This window comes from Roseovarius atlanticus (assembly GCF_001441615.1).
Lineage (GTDB): Bacteria > Pseudomonadota > Alphaproteobacteria > Rhodobacterales > Rhodobacteraceae > Roseovarius > Roseovarius atlanticus.
On record NZ_LAXJ01000021.1, the window covers coordinates 1 to 16041 of the forward strand.

At 59.6% G+C, this 16041-nt stretch carries 14 protein-coding genes and 1 pseudogene; 11 read left to right on the forward strand and 4 right to left on the reverse strand.

Annotated elements, in window-relative coordinates:
• Positions 1–320: pseudogene (locus XM53_RS17410) on the reverse strand (phenylacetic acid degradation protein PaaY); the annotation flags it as partial.
• A gap of 249 nt (positions 321–569) precedes the next feature.
• Here XM53_RS17410 and XM53_RS17415 point away from each other — a divergent pair.
• The 10 genes from XM53_RS17415 to XM53_RS17460 all read left to right on the forward strand — a co-directional run bounded on the left by XM53_RS17415 (position 570) and on the right by XM53_RS17460 (position 12105).
• Positions 570–1754, forward strand: a complete 1185-nt coding sequence (locus XM53_RS17415; RefSeq protein WP_057795650.1) for a lipid-transfer protein — start codon at positions 570–572, stop codon at positions 1752–1754.
• 24 nt (positions 1755–1778) lie between these two features.
• Entirely contained in the window at positions 1779–2609 is an 831-nt protein-coding gene (locus XM53_RS17420; protein ID WP_057795651.1) for an SDR family NAD(P)-dependent oxidoreductase, read from the forward strand.
• A gap of 243 nt (positions 2610–2852) precedes the next feature.
• A complete protein-coding gene (locus XM53_RS17425; protein ID WP_236544541.1) occupies positions 2853–3419 on the forward strand; it encodes a TetR/AcrR family transcriptional regulator in 567 nt (188 codons plus the stop codon).
• A gap of 4 nt (positions 3420–3423) precedes the next feature.
• Positions 3424–5022, forward strand: coding sequence for an acyl-CoA carboxylase subunit beta (locus tag XM53_RS17430; RefSeq protein WP_057795654.1), 1599 nt, complete (start codon positions 3424–3426; stop codon positions 5020–5022).
• Positions 5023–5031: 9 nt separating this feature from the next.
• Positions 5032–5826: a crotonase/enoyl-CoA hydratase family protein gene (locus XM53_RS17435; RefSeq protein ID WP_057795656.1), complete on the forward strand. Its 795-nt coding sequence runs from the start codon at positions 5032–5034 to the stop codon at positions 5824–5826.
• Positions 5823–7826, forward strand: coding sequence for an acetyl/propionyl/methylcrotonyl-CoA carboxylase subunit alpha (locus XM53_RS17440; RefSeq protein ID WP_236544542.1), 2004 nt, complete (start codon positions 5823–5825; stop codon positions 7824–7826). The genes XM53_RS17435 and XM53_RS17440 overlap by 4 nt, the downstream gene beginning before the upstream one ends.
• A complete protein-coding gene (locus XM53_RS17445) occupies positions 7823–8989 on the forward strand; it encodes an acyl-CoA dehydrogenase family protein (protein WP_057795660.1) in 1167 nt (388 codons plus the stop codon). The genes XM53_RS17440 and XM53_RS17445 overlap by 4 nt, the downstream gene beginning before the upstream one ends.
• A 48-nt stretch (positions 8990–9037) precedes the next feature.
• Positions 9038–9604 (forward strand): biotin transporter BioY, encoded by a 567-nt coding sequence (locus XM53_RS17450; RefSeq protein ID WP_057795661.1) that lies wholly within the window; start codon positions 9038–9040, stop codon positions 9602–9604.
• 202 nt (positions 9605–9806) lie between these two features.
• Positions 9807–10625 (forward strand): MBL fold metallo-hydrolase, encoded by an 819-nt coding sequence (locus XM53_RS17455; RefSeq protein WP_082631079.1) that lies wholly within the window; start codon positions 9807–9809, stop codon positions 10623–10625.
• 115 nt (positions 10626–10740) lie between these two features.
• Positions 10741–12105 carry an ISNCY family transposase gene (locus XM53_RS17460; RefSeq protein WP_057795663.1) on the forward strand — a complete coding sequence of 455 codons (1365 nt, stop codon included), beginning with the start codon at positions 10741–10743 and terminating at the stop codon, positions 12103–12105.
• A 5-nt stretch (positions 12106–12110) separates the two neighbouring features.
• On the opposite strand, the gene XM53_RS17465 is transcribed toward XM53_RS17460, so the two are convergent.
• Positions 12111–12503: a hypothetical protein gene (locus XM53_RS17465; RefSeq protein ID WP_144435586.1), complete on the reverse strand. Its 393-nt coding sequence runs from the start codon at positions 12501–12503 to the stop codon at positions 12111–12113.
• A 423-nt stretch (positions 12504–12926) separates the two neighbouring features.
• Between XM53_RS17465 and XM53_RS17470 the strand changes: the two genes are divergently transcribed.
• Positions 12927–13355 carry a hypothetical protein gene (locus tag XM53_RS17470; protein ID WP_160321407.1) on the forward strand — a complete coding sequence of 143 codons (429 nt, stop codon included), beginning with the start codon at positions 12927–12929 and terminating at the stop codon, positions 13353–13355.
• A 464-nt stretch (positions 13356–13819) separates the two neighbouring features.
• On the opposite strand, the gene XM53_RS17475 is transcribed toward XM53_RS17470, so the two are convergent.
• Both XM53_RS17475 and XM53_RS17480 read right to left on the reverse strand, forming a co-directional pair.
• On the reverse strand, positions 13820–15103 hold the full coding sequence (locus XM53_RS17475; protein ID WP_144435589.1) for an MFS transporter: 1284 nt from the start codon (positions 15101–15103) through the stop codon (positions 13820–13822).
• Between the two features lie 136 nt (positions 15104–15239).
• The coding region (locus tag XM53_RS17480) for a CBS domain-containing protein (protein ID WP_057795673.1) at positions 15240–16041 on the reverse strand (802 nt) is incomplete at its 5' end.

The following is a 16041-nucleotide window of genomic DNA, read 5'->3' on the forward strand; positions in this document are numbered from 1 at the left end:
CCATCCATAATGACGGAATTCATTCCGACCAGAGCGTTCCGGCCCACTGTGCAACCGTGCAGGATCGCGCCATGGCCGATGTGGCCGTCGCTTTCCACCACGGCGTCGCGGCCGGGAAAGGAATGGATGATGCAATTGTCCTGAACATTGGCTCCATCCCCGATCACGATCCTGCCGAAATCGCCCCGCAAGCTTGCTCCGGGGCCGATGTAGCATCCATGACCCAAGATGACATTTCCGATCAGAACGGCCTGGGGGTGGACATATGTATCCTCGGGCACGACGGGTATAAAACCCTTGAACTCATAACAGTATGCCATTCCGACCACCTTTCGTAAGCTGAGTGCTAAACGCTTGTCAGCGGTTGCGCCGGGACCAGAATCCCTCAATTGTGCCGCCGATCAGGGCGTGTGGCCCGAAAACAAACACAAGTTAGAAAATAGCGCAAGCTCCCTACGTCACAGCTTGGCGGTATTGACACTTCCCAAGGTTAGGATTTAAAATCTAACAAATGGTAGAAAATAGGCTGGCGGACCGATCAGGTTGGCCTGACCGAACTTGGGAGAGAGATGACAGACAAAGCCTATGTTGCAGGCGTTGGGATTTTCCCGTTCCAGAAGCCGGGAAAATCCGAAAGCTACGATGTGATGGCGACCGCTGCGACCCGGTCCGCTCTGGCAGACGCGGGGTTGGATTATAGAGAAATCCAACAAGCCTATGTGGGCTATGTCTATGGCGACAGCACCTGCGGTCAGCGCGCCCTGTACCATGTCGGAATGACAGGCATCCCGGTTCTGAATGTGAACAACAATTGCTCGACCGGATCGTCCGCCCTGTTCCTGGCCCGGCAGGCAGTTGAAAGCGGCGCGGTCGAATGTGCTCTGGCACTTGGGTTCGAACAGATGCAGCCCGGCGCAATCGGTGCGATGTTCCATGACCGGGTCAGCCCGTTTGCGGCATTCGACAGAGAAACCGACGAACTGGTTGGCAGTGCCGAGATCCCGCTGGCGCTGCGGTACTTCGGCGGTGCGGGCAAGGCGCATATGGACGAGTTCGGCACCCCCCTGGAAACCTTCGCAAAAATCCGCGCCAAGGCCAGCCGACATGCTGCGAAGAATCCGGTTGCCCTGTTCCGGCAGGAGGTGACGGCGGAAGATGTCATGGCCGCCCAGGTCGTCTGGCCCGGCGTCATGACCAAGCTCATGGCCTGTCCGCCAACCTGTGGCGCGGCCGCCGCGATCATTTGTTCCAAGGAATTCGCCGACAAGCACGGATTGGACAGTTCGGTTCGGATCGCGGCGCAGGCCATGACGACGGACGGCCCGGAAACTTTCGAAGCCCATGACATGCGCGAAGTGGTCGGCTTTTCGATGGCCAAGCGCGCCGCCGATCAGGTCTACGAAGACGCGGGCATCGGGCCCGAGGACGTGGATGTGGTCGAACTTCACGACTGTTTCGCCCACAACGAGCTGATCACCTATGAGGCGCTTGGCCTTTGCGGTCGCGGCGAAGCGGCGAAATTCGTTGATGATGGCGACAACACCTACGGCGGAAAATACGTGACCAACCCGTCGGGCGGTCTTTTGTCCAAAGGCCATCCGCTTGGGGCGACCGGCCTAGCGCAATGTACCGAGCTCGTTCAGCAGCTTCGCGGCCAGGCAGATGCGCGCCAGGTTGATGGCGCACGTCTGGCGCTTCAGCACAATCTGGGCCTCGGCGGGGCCTGCGTCACCACGCTTTATGAAAAAGCCTGACAGCGCCTTTCGGGAGGAATCAATATGACTGGAAAACTCGACGGGCGCGTTGCGCTGGTCTCGGGCTCGGGCCGGGGCATTGGCCGCGAAATCGCTCTCAAACTGGCCTCGGAAGGGGCTCGGCTGGTGGTTAACGATCTGGACGCCGGTCCGGCCAATGAAACCGCCGAGGCGGTGCGCGCAATGGGAGCTGAGGCCGTGGTCTGTGCCGGCAGCGTCACCGAAGACGGTTTTGCCGAACGGTTCATCAAGACCGGCGTGGACAGCTTTGGCGGGTTAGACATCATCGTGAACAACGCCGGCTACACTTGGGATAGCGTCGTTCAGAAGATGTCCGACGAACAGTGGCAGGCGATCATCGACGTCCACCTGACGGCACCTTTCAAGATTCTGCGCGCTGCCCAGCCGGTGATCAGCGCCAAGGCCAAGGAAGAGGCCGCCGCCGGGCAAGCGGTGTTCCGCAAGGTAGTCAACATCTCGTCCATTGCAGGGACCGGCGGCAATGCTGGCCAGATCAACTATTCCGCCGCTAAGGCCGGTATCCTAGGGGTCACCCGGACGATGGCCAAGGAATGGGGCCGCTATAAGGTCAACGTCAACGCCGTCGCCTTCGGCCCGATTCGCACCCGCCTGACCGAAGGCAGCGCGGATGGCGACAGCACGATCAAGGTCGAAGAAAAAGAGATCAAGGTCGGCGTGAATCCCGACCTCCTGTCCCAGATGGAGCGCATGATCCCGCTGGGCCGGGTCGGCACTCCGGAAGAAGCTGCCGGTGCCGTCTATCTGTTCTGTGCACCCGAATCGAACTTCATTTCAGGCCAGCACGTCATCTGCGGTGGCGGTTTCGTGATCTAAGGCATTTACCCGGACCCGATGACGGGGTCCGGGCAAGCACATTAATGTCTGGGCGGCCTCTTGGCGGTCGCCAATGCGGAATTTTCCGCAAACTCTAGTCTGGCCCGATCACGACGATTGACTCACTTGCGTTATTAACCTAACAGGCATTAGTTTGGCGTTGGGGCGATACGAAAGTCTATGGCACAAAACACGGCAATCAAAGTCAACGAGACATCGCGCAGCGCGGTTGGACGGGACGGGGTGCTGGACATTGCCGCGCGGCTTTTCCGCGAACAAGGCTACGGGTCCGTTTCGCTCCGAAAAATTGCCGAGGCCGCCGGGATCAAGGCGGGTAGCATATACTATCATTTCGGTTCCAAGGACGAGATCGTCGCGGCCGTTCTTGATGCAGGGATTCGAGTCGTTCACGCGAGCATGAGAGACGCCATCACCGACCTGCGGGCCGATACCGACGGCGAAACGGTACTGCGCGCCGCGATCCGGGCGCATCTGCACGCGCTTCTTGATGTGAGCGATTATACATCGGCGAATGTGCGTATTTTCGGGCAGGTGCCGCAATCCGTCCGGGATGCCAACTTGCCCACGCGAAGGGCCTATGAGGCAGAGTGGGACAGTCTTCTGTCCCAGCTTAAGAAAGACGGCACGCTGAAGCAAGACGTCGATATCCGTCGCCTGCGCCTGATGCTGATCGGTACATTGAACGCCACGCTCGATTGGTTCGACCCGGACCGCGGTAGCGCCGATGCGTTGTCACGCACCTATGCCGATGTGTTCCTCAACGGGATACTCCAAAGACAGGATACCTGACTTCATGGCACGTCTTGAAACAGCGGTGCTGACCGCGTCAAAGACCTACACCCGCAACCACGCCGCACAAAGCGAGCGCGTCGAAACGCTGCGCGCGCGGATCGCCGAAGCAACGGCTGGCGGCCGCCCCGACATGGTCGCGCGGCATCGCAAGCGCAGCAAGCTGTTGGTCCGCGAACGGATCGACCTGCTGGTGGATTCGGGCACTGCGTTTCTTGAGCTGTCGTCGCTTGCCGCCTACGGTCAATACGGGGGCGAGGTGCCCGGTGCGGGGATCGTGACCGGTATCGGGATCGTCCACGGGCTGCCCTGCGTTGTGATCGCCAACGATGCGACAGTGAAGGGTGGGTCTTTCTATCACGAAACCGTGCAGAAACACATCCGCGCCCAGGAAATCGCAGCCGAGAACCGGCTGCCCTGCCTCTATCTGGTGGATTGCGGCGGTGCCTATCTGCCAGAGCAGGACCGGGTTTTCCCCGATGCCCGCCATTTCGGCAATTCCTTTTATCGTCAAACCAACATGTCCGCGAGCGGCCTGCCGCAGATCTCGGCGGTCTTTGGAGGCTGCACGGCCGGTGGGGCCTATATCCCGGCCCTGTCGGACGAAGTCATCATGGTACGCGGCAACGCACGCATCCATCTGGGCGGCCCCTCGATCGTCAAGGTGGCGATCAACGAAGAGGTTGATGGAGAAACATTGGGGGGGGCCGAGATGCATTCGCGCGTCTCCGGTGTGTCTGACCATCTGGCCGAGGACGAGTATCATGCGCTTGCTCTGATGCGCGACATCGTATCCGAACTGGGCCTGTCGCGCCCGATGGGTCCCGATGCAACCTGCGCGCCGCCGGCGCGCAACCCAGAGGAACTGCTTGGCGTCATCAGCGCCGATCGCAAACAGCCCTATGACATGCGCGAGGTTCTGCTGCGCATGATCGACGCCGGCGAATTCCGCGAATTCAAGCCCGGATGGGGTGAGACGCTGGTCTGCGGCACCGCGCGGATTCACGGCTATCGAGTGGGCATTCTCGCAAATAATGGGGCGCTTGTGTCCGACAGTTCGCTCAAGGGCGCGCAATTCGTGTCGATGTGCGATCAACGCAACATCCCGCTGTTGTTCCTCCACAACATCTCGGGCTTCATGGTTGGCACCGACGCTGAACGCGGCGGCATCGCCAAGGACAGCGCCAAGCTGGTTTATGCCATGTCGGTGGCCAAGGTGCCGCGCCTGTCGGTGCTGCTGGGTGGCTCTTACGGGGCGGGCAACTACGGCATGTGCGGACGTGGCTTCGCCCCGAGTTTTCTCTTTGCCTGGCCCACTGCGGAACTGGCCACCATGTCTGCCGACATCGCCACAAATGTGATGCTGGAACTGCGCCGCCAGAAAGGGGGCGACCCGGGCAAGATGGAGGCCGACATGAAGCTGATCGAGGAGCAGGTTCGGGCCCAGTACGGTGAACAGTCCGATCCCTATTATGCCACCTCGCGGCTTTGGGATGACGGGCTGATCGAACCCGCGCAAACCCGCGATATCCTTGGCCTGTGCCTGGCCATCGTGACATCGGTTCCCGAAGCCGGTCGCCATACGCCTGTATTCAGAATGTGAGGCTTCAAGTTGACCAATACCTACAACACGATCCTTGTCGAAACCGATGCGCGCGGCGTCGCCACGCTGACGCTCAACCGCCCCGACAAACACAATGCGCTGAATGGCGAATTGAATGCAGAGCTATACGATGCCGCCGAAAAGCTGGCTGCAGATGACGATGTGCGTATTGTGGTCCTGACCGGCGCGGGCAAGAGCTTCTGCGCGGGCGGCGATTTCAACTGGTTCGCCTCTAATGTCGAGAAAACCCGTAGTGAAAGGGTCGCACAAAGCGCCACGCTGGCGCGGCTGTTGCACCGTCTTGACACGCTGCCCAAGCCCTTGATCGGGCGGATCAATGGCCCGGCCTACGGTGGCGGTGTCGGCATGATCTCCGTCTGCGACTACACCATCGGCGCCGAAGGCGCGCGCTTCGGTCTGACCGAGGTCAAGCTGGGCCTTCTGCCCGCGAATATATCGCCTTATGTGGTGGCCCGCATCGGCAAGGTGCATTCGCGTGAAACCATGCTGTCGGGGGCGTTGTTCGACACGGCCCGCGCCGAGCGGATCGGTCTGTTGACCGAAGTTGTCGCGCCGGGCGACCTGGACGCCACGATGAACCGGGTGGTGCATGATCACCTTCAGGCCGCGCCGGGTGCCGTGGCCGATACCAAGGCGCTGATCGCCTATGTCGCGTCCCACGATCTGGAGACCAACATGATCTACACCGCCGACCGGCTGGCCGATGCGTGGGAGACGGAGGAAGGTATCGAAGGCATCAACAGCTTCATCAACAAGGGCGTTCCGTCATGGCGGGTGAAATGAGCTTCACCCGCGTTCTGATCGCCAACCGGGGCGAGATTGCCCGGCGCATCCAGCGCGGGTGCCGCAAACTGGGGCTGGAAAGCGTAGCGGTGTTTTCGGACGCGGACCGCGACGCGCCCTTCGTGGCCGAGGCCGATCATGCCGTCTGCATCGGTGGGGCCGCCCCGTCGGACAGCTATTTGAACGTCGAGGCCATCTTTGAGGCCGCGCGGGCGACGGGCGCGGGTGCGGTGCACCCGGGCTATGGTTTTCTGTCTGAGAATGCCGGTTTCGCGGCGGCGGTCGAGGCGGCGGGCCTTGTGTTCATCGGGCCGGAACCCGACGCTATCGCGCGGATGGGCTCCAAGATCGAGGCCAAGGCTGCCGCCGAAGCCGCAGGCGTGCCCGTCCTGCCCGGCTATCGCGGCGAGGATCAGTCCGACGCGCGCCTGCTGCAAGAGGCCAAGGCGCTTGGCACCCCCTTTCTGGTCAAGGCCAGCGCCGGCGGCGGCGGACGCGGGATGCGGCTGGTCTCCGATCCGGGCGACGCACCCGAAGCGATTGCATCTGCCCGGGCCGAAGCGCAGAGCGCCTTCGGCGATCCGGCGGTGTTCCTCGAACGCTATGCGCCCCGTGCCCGCCACGTCGAAGTTCAGGTTCTGGGCGACACTCACGGCACCGTGCTGCATCTGGGCGACCGCGATTGTTCGCTGCAACGCAACCACCAAAAGCTGATCGAAGAGGCCCCCGCCGCCGATCTGCCCGAGGCTGTGCGCGACGACATGCGCGCGGCGGCTGTGCGGCTGGCGCAGGCGATCGGTTATCGCTCGGCCGGCACCGTGGAATACCTCTATGACCCCGGGCGCGGTGAATACTACTTTCTGGAAATGAATACCCGGTTGCAGGTGGAACACCCCGTGACCGAGGCGATCACCGGCATCGATCTGGTCGAATGGCAGTTGCGCATCGCGCGGGGCGAGCCGCTGGCGCTGACGCAAGGCGATGTGCAGTTTGACGGGCACGCCATTGAAATCCGCATCGCCGCCGAAAACCCGGCCGAGAATTTTCGCCCCGAAACGGGCGAGATCACCCTTTGGGCGCCGCCTGCGGATGTGCGGCTGGACACTGGGGTAGAGTGCGGTTCGGTCGTCGGCCACCACTACGATTCCATGATTGCCAAGCTGATCGTCCACGCGCCGGATCGGGCCGGGGCGATCCGCAGGGCGATCACCGCGATCGATGCTTTTGCTGTCGGCGGCGTCGGCCTGAACCTGGCCTATCAACGCGCGTTACTGGCACACCCGGATTTTGAGGCGTTCCGGCACCATACCTCGGGCCTGCCCGAGATGTTTCCAGGCGCCTGGACTGAACCGTCCGCTGATCCCCGGGACATGGCCTTTGCCGCGATGGCGCTGCATCTGCGTCTCGTGCCGGCGGGCGCGTCGCCCTGGGAAAGCCTGGGGTCATGGCGACTCACAGCCCCTGCGGGACAGTCCGGCGCGGCCTTCTATTGGGACACAACCAAAGGCGAACCGATCCGCATGAACGGCTCCGGGTCGGGGTTGACTGCCATTCAACCGGACGGCCAGACCATCACGGTCGAGAGTGCCGCTTTAACAGGATGCCGTCTGAGCGGACGCATCGACGGGGTTCCGTTTTCGCGCATCGCTTACGTCGTGCGCGCGCCGAGTCACTGGCGAGTGCACCTGCAAACCCCTGCTGGAATGACCGCGACAGACCTGCGTACGCTGGAAGACCAGCATCTGCAACGTGCCCCCGGCGGGTCTGGCGTCGCTGACCTGTTGTCCGCACCCATGCCCGGCGCCGTGGCCGAGGTGCGCGTCGCACTCGGCGACCGCGTCAAAGCCGGTGACACGCTGGTGGTGCTTGAGGCCATGAAGCTGTTGCAAAGCCTGCCCGCGCCGGTCGCGGGCGTGGTGACTGAAATCTATTGTGCACCCGGCTATACGGTCGCCGGGCACGCCCCACTTATCAAACTCGATCCAGAGGAAAACATATGACCAGACAAGACAGCATTACTCAGGTCACCGGCCCGTTCAACGAAGACCTCGAGATGATCCGCAACCAGTTGCGCCGGTTCATTGAAGCCGAGGTGACCGCCAAGGCCGAGCCTTGGGAGGAGGAGGGCAAGGTACCCCGCGACGTGCTGCGCCGGATGGGTGATCTCGGCGTGCTGGGGATGCGCTATGACGAACAGTATGGCGGCGCGGGGCTGGACGTGATGTCCAGCGTGGTTTTGGCCGAAGAGGTCGGGCGATCCACTTTCGGCGGGTTCTCGGCCACGGTTCTGGTCCACACCGACATGGCCTCGCCGCATCTGGAAAACGCCGGCACGCCCGAACAGAAGGCGCGCTGGATGCCGTCGATCGTCTCGGGCGAAATGATCACCGCCGTTGCTGTGACCGAACCGAGCGCGGGCTCGGACGTGGCGGGCATGCGCTCCCGCGCGGTGCGGGACGGGTCGGATTGGGTGCTGAACGGCACCAAGATGTTCATCACCAACGGCGTGCATGGCGATCTCTACTTTGTCGGTGCCAAGACCGATCCCGATGCCAAGGGGTCGCGCGGGATCACCATATTTGCGGCCGAAAAAGGCACGCCGGGCTTTTCGGTCGGACGGGCGTTGAACAAGACCGGCTGGCTGTGCTCGGACACTGCCGAACTGATCTTCGAAGATGTCCGCATCCCGGCCGAAAACGTCTTGGGCGAGGTCAACCGCGGTTTCTATTCGGTAATGAAGAACTTCCAGAACGAACGCATTGTGCTGGGTGCGATGGCCTGTGCCGAAGCGCAAACCGCGCTGGACATGACCGTGGATTATGTCAAGCAGCGCAGGGCCTTTGGCGGCGTTCTGTGGGACAAGCAGGCCGTGCGCCAACGGCTGGCCGACTGTCAGACGCGGATCGCTGCAGGACGTCAGCTGGTCTATCACGCCGCCGGTCTGGATGCCGCGGGCGGTGACTGCGTGAAAGAGGTCTCGATGGTCAAAGCCTATTGCGGCGAACTGGTGAACAGCGTGCTTTATGACTGCGTCCAGTTTCACGGCGGCATGGGTTATATGCGCGAAACACCGGTGGAACGCATGTCACGCGATGCCCGTGTGCAGGCCATCGGCGGCGGGGCGAGCGAAGTCATGTTGGAAGAAGTCGCCAAGCGCATGTGAGCTAACTATCCAAAAAATTAACAATCTACAGAAACAAGGACGAAAAAGATGAATCTGGAAACCACTCAAAGCCAAACACTCGCAAAACTTACCCAAGAGATCTCGATAATACTCGTCGGCACAATTCTTCTGACACTATCCGCCAAAATCGTGGTGCCGTTCTACCCCGTACCTATGTCTACACAGACCCTGGTTGTCTTGGGTCTGGGCCTTTTCCTGGGGCCGGTGCGCAGTAGTCTTGTTGTTGTGACATACCTTTTTGAAGGTCTGCTTGGCCTGCCGGTCTTCGCAGGCACGCCTCCGGCTCCGGCCGGACTGGCGTATATTGCGGGTCCCACAGGCGGATACTTGGTAGGCTTCGCACTTGCAGCGGCCGCTGCCGGGTGGATTGTTCAAGCACTGCAAGGACTTCGGCTTGCGTTCAGAGCATCTGTCGCGGTCTTTTTTGGTTCTATAGCCATGTATTGCGCAGGCCTGCTCTGGTTGGGTGGCTTTGTCGGCTATGGCGAAAAGTTGCTGAACGCCGGTCTTTACCCGTTCCTTCTCGGGGATCTGACGAAGGCGACAATTGCTGTAGTTCTGTATACTGCTTACCATAATCGCCGCACTGTGTGACTGTCAGCCCAAGACTGTATCAGATTGTTTCAGTCTGATACGGTCTTGGTCCGATATAAGTTGAAATGGTCCGGATGCCAGATTTGACAGGCACCGGACGCCAGCCTGAGGTTTCCGGTGCCATGCGAGAGCAATGCGCAAAACTGTGCGAACAGGATTGTTCGCAATCAATACCTGGTCGCACACAATGAAAAGAAGCAGTATGTTTTTCTCAGAGCCGGAGCCTTGCCGCGCGAAGGGAGTCGAATTGGCCCCTGGAATTCTGAGGATCGTCGCGAACAATCCCGGAAAGATGACCTACCACGGGACAAATAGCTACATCATTGATACGCCTGATGGTCGGTTCATAATCGACCCCGGCCCAGCAGAAGACAGTTCACATTTCGAGGCAATCATCGAAAGTTTGGGGGCCAAACCATCCGGGATTCTGCTCACCCACCACCATTCTGATCATTTAGGAGTCGTCCCAGCCCTGCGAGCACGGACAGACGCACCTGTTTATGCCTCACGGGCATTCCCTGACGATGCATTTCGACCTGACCGGTTTCTGGAGGACGGACAGGTCATTGCCGGTCTTACCGTCCTGCACACACCTGGTCACGCGAGCGACCACCTTTGTTTCGCGAGACCTGACGGAGTGCTCTTCACGGGCGACCACGTTATGAGTTGGAACAGTTCGATCGTCAGCCCCCCTGACGGAAACATGCACGACTACTGCGCGCAGCTACAGCGGCTGATTGAGCGCGACGATAGGATCTACTTTCCGGGGCACGGACCTATACTCCGGGATCCGCAACCTTACGTCAAACGGTTGCTTTCCAACCGCATGCGTCGCGAGGCAGAGATCCTCGCCCACCTCTCAAACTCCCCGGATTCGGTCCAGAATATCGCCGCTTCCGTCTACCAGAAAACCGACCCACATATCGCAATGGCCGCAGAACGAAACGTTGCGGCGCATCTGGAGAAGCTGTTGTCTGAGTCGCGGGTGGTACAAGATGGCGGGGTCTGGAAATTAACATAAGAATGATTATGCGCCACGCAGTTTTGTAGCCGCTGTAGCCGCAAAGCTAAAATGTCACCCATGAGCAATTCAGGAATGTCACTCTGCCCTCAAAAATCATTGAGGGTGAGCAGACATGGGATGGGTGGTTATGAGCGAGCGCGAGTTGAACCGCGTGGAAGTGCTGGCGCAGGTCGATGACGGACGGCTGAGCGTTGATAATGCGGCGAACATGTTGAGCCTGACACGGCGGCAGATTTTCCGATTGTTAAAGCGATATCGGCAGGACGGCGCATCAGCGATCCGGCACAAGGCGCGTGGTAAGCCGCCAAACAATCGCATTCATCATGCCAAGCGCGACTATGCGCTGACCTTGATCAAGGAACAGTATTCGGATTTCGGGCCGACCTTGGCCGCTGAGATGCTGTCCGAACAACATGGGTTCAAAGTATCCCGCGAGACAGTTCGCAAATGGATGCAGGAAGACGGCATCTGGCTGTCGCGCAAACAACGGCGGACATTCCACCAGCCGCGTCTACGTAGGGAGTGCTTTGGCGAGCTGATCCAGATCGACGGGTCTGACCACCGATGGTTTGAGGATCGGGGCGATCCCTGCACCCTGCTCGTCTTCATTGATGACGCGACCAGCACGCTGATGGAACTGCGCTTCGTGAGGTCAGAAAGCACCTTCAGCTATTTCGAAGCCCTGGAAAGCTATCTGCTCAAACATGGTCGGCCTGTCGCTTTCTACAGCGACAAACACACCGTTTTCCGCGTTCCAAAGCCGAACGAACACATGACAGGCATGACGCAGTTTGGGCGCGCTCTGGCCGAGCTGAACATCGAGATCATCTGTGCCAATTCTTCCCAAGCCAAAGGCCGCGTCGAACGCGCGAACCGGACACTGCAAGATCGACTGGTCAAGGAGCTGCGGATCGCAGGCATCTCGGGCATTGAAGATGGCAACGCGTTCCTTGTGGGTTTCGTTGAACGCTACAACGCCAAGTTTGCAAAGGCTCCGGCCAAACCAGACAACCTGCACAGCGCCCTGAACATAGAACCGGATCGCCTCGCCGAGGTCTTTTGCCTTCGGGACAAACGCTATGTCACCAAGGATTTGACCCTGAAGTACGACCGCAAGCGCATCCGGCTCGAGGTCAACGATCTGACGCGCGGTCTCGTCGGCAAGTACGTGGATGTCTACGAGATGCCAGACGGGCGCATTCAGGTCCGCGCAAAAGGCGTTGCCCTGCCCTGCGCCATCTTCGATCCGCACCAACAGCGCGTCACGCACGCCGCGATAACCGAGAACAAGCATCTGAGCGCCGTTCTGGCACACATCAAAGAAGAACAGGAGAAGGCAGCGCCACCGCCAAAGGTCAAACCTGTCAGCGCGAAGAACGGCTACAAAAAGACTGGCCGCCGCCCGCCTGGAAGGCCTTCCAAGATGGAAGCGTACTACGAGCGCAGGCGTGCCGAGAGAGCAGCTCAAAGCCAATAAATGTGTTACGACCGGCTTGCGATCATCTCGGCGAGTTTCTCAATCTCGAGGTTTGTCTTGTAATTTGCTTCCGCCAACTTCACGACAGTTTCTTCAATCTCGTTGTCAGAAATCGCAGCGTCTTGGGCTGCATCAGCGAGCTCGCTAAATTGGTCCGGCCCCACGTTGAAGACACTCCGGCGACCGATGTGGTCTATGTAGCTGGTGAAACCAGTCTGCTGCAGAACAGAAGCAACACGCTCAAGGCTGCCAGAGCAAAGATTGTCGAAAGTCAAAATCTCGCCCTTCTCCGCGTGCATCTCCGGTCGGTACCAATTCTCATAGATGCAACGCGCCAGAGCGAGCAACATGCCGCGTCTTGAGTATTCAGGTTTGGGAAGCCAGGGAGGATAATCCATGGCCGAAGCCTATGCATCCAGACCTAATGTATCAACCGTTCAGGGATATGACCGATACCTTCGGGATGGTAGCCCGCAAGGCTTTTCAGCCCTGCGATATTTGAGGTCTCCGGGCTGCAAAGCCTTGCTCCCGTAGCGCCCTGTGGTGACACTTCTGCTTTGCACAAGCAGTGACATTTCTACTTGGTTGCAACACAGTTCACCAACCGAATTGATCGCCCTTCCGTCTCCCGTTGGGCGATCCTGTAGCGACACCGGCATCGCCGGTGTCGCCTTTTCTAAGGTCGCCGTGTGAAAACGAAAGTCAACGCGAAACCACGTAAGACCTTGATATTTATTTAATACACTGGGCTTCTCTCAGAATTTTACAACTCTTTAAGATTTCGAGCCCAAATGCTTCTCGTAAAAATTATGGAGACGCAAATGGCTTGCCACTTTACTCAATTTTCAAGCAGCCTGGTACTGAATTCGGAAGCTGAGGCTTCGTACGCTTTAACTCTTCTGGACGCGCTACGCGATGACGAAACAACGTGCACGGGTATGCACAGTTTCGATGTTTCAGTGCTCGAGGCAGAGGACGCATCGAATGTTCTGTGGTTGCGCGATGCCTATGGCGATGCGGATATCGAGGCGGTGATCGCGTTCGTGCGGCGACTTGCCGAAGAGATCGGGTGCACCGGGTACTGGGGATTTGCCTACAGCGAAAGCTGTAGCAAACCACGCCTGAATGAGTTCGGCGGAGGGGCATTCATTCTCAATCTGGAAACCGGAAGGCTCGAAGACCGAGTCTCGACGGTGGACTGGTTTGAGACGACTATGCGAGAGATCAATTTCCGGCAGAGATCGCCTTAGAGTCATCTCATCCATCGCAGGTTTGCATGACACGAAACCATGTTTTCGCCAAATCCAGGAAAGCACGTAAAATGTCCTTTGATCCCTCGATGCCCGAAAGTACCGAGGTTTGTTCAATCGGTTCTTCAAAACGACTGTTTTTGAACGCGGACCAAACGTTCTCTGTGTAGGTGACAAGGAGGTCGTGAGCAGTGCTCAAGCCCGATCGCTCTACCCCAATTGCAGACATCGCACCCTGCCGAGACCATTATCCGGATTGGGAAACAACTCCGATTTATAGATCAGTCCTGGTTCCTGAAGGGCTGCTCCTCGCCCTTTTGTCCGAGTTTGCTCTCTTTGGCAGGCGTGGACGCCGAAAGTAAAGGCGCTGCCAGCTCGTGAGCGACAATGGAAGTATAGGCAATTGGCAGGACCGATCCCTATTTGACTGCTGCCCTATCCTCCCGGTGATGCAAACCTGCGGTTCACTCTGTCTCTGGAGCATTGGGATTCCACTCGGGAATAGGTGGCGCGGAGGCCGGCCAACTTTGGAAGCTTTCCTGGCTTTCTGCATCCGGACGCCCTCGTTGAGCCAAGCGCCAGAGAACGAAAGCGGCGAAGAAGCTTGCTTCCGCCAGGAAGAACGCCCAAAGCCCCGACGTACCGGCAAACTCAAGAGCCGCGGTCGCCACCGCCGGACCAATTGTCGCTCCGCTCGCCCACATAATCAGAATCGTCGATGAAACCATCACGTGATCAGCCGGATCCGTGTGGTCATTGGTGTGAGCGGTTGAGATCGTGTAAAGCGACTCCGCGAGGCCACCCCAAATTGCGAACAGCACGAGAAGTGCCCAAAAACCGTCGCCGCTGAGTGCTGCGCCGCCACCCGCAATCGCAACCGACACCGCCGAGACGCCAAGCCCTGCGCCAAGAATGACTCGACGCCGATCCATACGGTCGCTGAGCCAGCCGAGTGGCCATTGTATAACCATGTTACCGCCCTGAAGGGCTGCAATCAGTAAAGCGATGTCGCCCGCCTCCAGTCCGATCTCGGTGCCATACATCGGGCCAACACCCATCATCGTCATGCCTAGGCCGCCCGAAACGAACGCACCTACCAAGCCTACGGGTGAAATCCGGTAAACTGCAATCGGACGGACCGCTATGCGTTCGGGCGGCGCTGGCTGCTGCAACCGCGTGAGCCCAACCGGAATGATGGCCGCTGCGTAAAGACCCGCAAGCAGCATCAGGGCCGCTGTCCCTTCGATATCCACTACTCGCATAAGAAGTGCGCCGCCGGCGAGTCCAAGCGTGTAGCTTATGTAAAACAGCGCCATGACCCGCCCGCGCCAATTGGAAATGGTCACGGCGTTCAGCCAGCTTTGAGCTACCATGAACATTCCGGTCGTGCAGAACCCGCCCAACACCCGCAGTCCGCCCCAGGAATACAAGCCTACATCAAGGGCCAGAAGAAGCGCCGAAATCGTGCCGATGGCCGCCAGCGATGTGAATGCACGCACGTGACCGCTGCGACGCACCATATGCCCCGACAGAAGGCATCCAAGCAACATGCCCGCAGCATACGCCGTCACAACGAGCCCAACGTTGCGCTGCCCGAGTCCCGCCTGATCGAGGCGTACCGGCACGTAAGTTGCCATCAGTCCGTTGCCAAGCGCAATTAGCGCCATTCCGGCGACGAGCCCTCCAACCTGAACATAAGGACTCGGCCACGGTCGCTTGGCTTCGGTTACGTCGCGCGTTTTAGTCATCTCGCTCCCGATTTGACTGCAAGTTGAGGCCAATTCTCCTTAGTCGCGTTCCACTGACGCGGCCTCCGCCATCGCCCGATCCATTGAGTTGATCAAGTACTTTTACCGCAACCGAACTCCGTAGCCGTACATCTACCTAATTCGGGTTTGTTCGCACCACGTTTCTCGCCAGTGCCGCGACAAGGTCCGTTCGTGTAACGATACCGATTATCTTGTCTTTTTCCAGAACAGCAACCGCATCCGTCCCCCCCTCGGCCATCATCGGCAGCAACGCCCCGATGGGCGTATGTGCCATCGCACGGGGACCGGCGACACTCATGATGTCTCCGGCCCTTGTCGGATTTTCGCGGTTTCGGTCCAGCAGACGTCGCAAGGCGGCAGCGTATCCGCGGTCAAGGCGCAAAGCATCCTCTCTTGCCTGGCGTATCAAATGGATCTGAAAGATGACTCCCAGGAACTTCTCGCCCTGCTCGACGACAGGAAGGGACGTGAAACGATGCTGCCGAAACAGGTCCGCGACCTCGCCCAGGGACGTTTCGGAGCGGATCGTGACAAGGTCCCGGGACATGATGTCCTGTGCCGTCACCGGAACGGAGTGATGAGCCGCGGCCTGCATCTCCGCTGCCCCGATCAGGCGCGCCAGGTCCTCGACGCCAAGGTTGAAGGACTGGCTGTAGCGCTCCAGGATGTTTGTCAGTTCATCCTCGGATAGCCCCAGCCGTTCGGTCGGATTGCGGTCGCCAGTGCCGTGCTGGCTTGGATCATCGAACTGCCGAAACGGGTAGTGCCGCCCCGTCAATCGCGCATAGATCGCCGCAAGAACCACGAGCGCCACGGTACCCACGCCAATCGGTGCAATCGCGAACCAGAACCCCAGATGCGCGATGGCATCCGGCGACAAGGCCGCCGTCATGGCCACCGCACCCGCCGGCGGGGGG

Excerpts from the sequence above, each read along its gene's own strand:
- XM53_RS17450 (WP_057795661.1), top strand. The coding sequence starts at position 9,038 with ATGAATCTGGAAACCACTCAAAGCCAAACACTCGCAAAACTTACCCAA.
- XM53_RS17465 (WP_144435586.1), bottom strand. The coding sequence starts at position 12,503 with ATGGATTATCCTCCCTGGCTTCCCAAACCTGAATACTCAAGACGCGGC.
- XM53_RS17445 (WP_057795660.1), top strand. The coding sequence starts at position 7,823 with ATGACCAGACAAGACAGCATTACTCAGGTCACCGGCCCGTTCAACGAA.
- XM53_RS17440 (WP_236544542.1), top strand. The coding sequence starts at position 5,823 with ATGAGCTTCACCCGCGTTCTGATCGCCAACCGGGGCGAGATTGCCCGG.
- XM53_RS17430 (WP_057795654.1), top strand. The coding sequence starts at position 3,424 with ATGGCACGTCTTGAAACAGCGGTGCTGACCGCGTCAAAGACCTACACC.
- XM53_RS17415 (WP_057795650.1), top strand. The coding sequence starts at position 570 with ATGACAGACAAAGCCTATGTTGCAGGCGTTGGGATTTTCCCGTTCCAG.
- XM53_RS17470 (WP_160321407.1), top strand. The coding sequence starts at position 12,927 with ATGGCTTGCCACTTTACTCAATTTTCAAGCAGCCTGGTACTGAATTCG.
- XM53_RS17455 (WP_082631079.1), top strand. The coding sequence starts at position 9,807 with ATGTTTTTCTCAGAGCCGGAGCCTTGCCGCGCGAAGGGAGTCGAATTG.
- XM53_RS17460 (WP_057795663.1), top strand. The coding sequence starts at position 10,741 with ATGGGATGGGTGGTTATGAGCGAGCGCGAGTTGAACCGCGTGGAAGTG.
- XM53_RS17420 (WP_057795651.1), top strand. The coding sequence starts at position 1,779 with ATGACTGGAAAACTCGACGGGCGCGTTGCGCTGGTCTCGGGCTCGGGC.
- XM53_RS17475 (WP_144435589.1), bottom strand. The coding sequence starts at position 15,103 with ATGACTAAAACGCGCGACGTAACCGAAGCCAAGCGACCGTGGCCGAGT.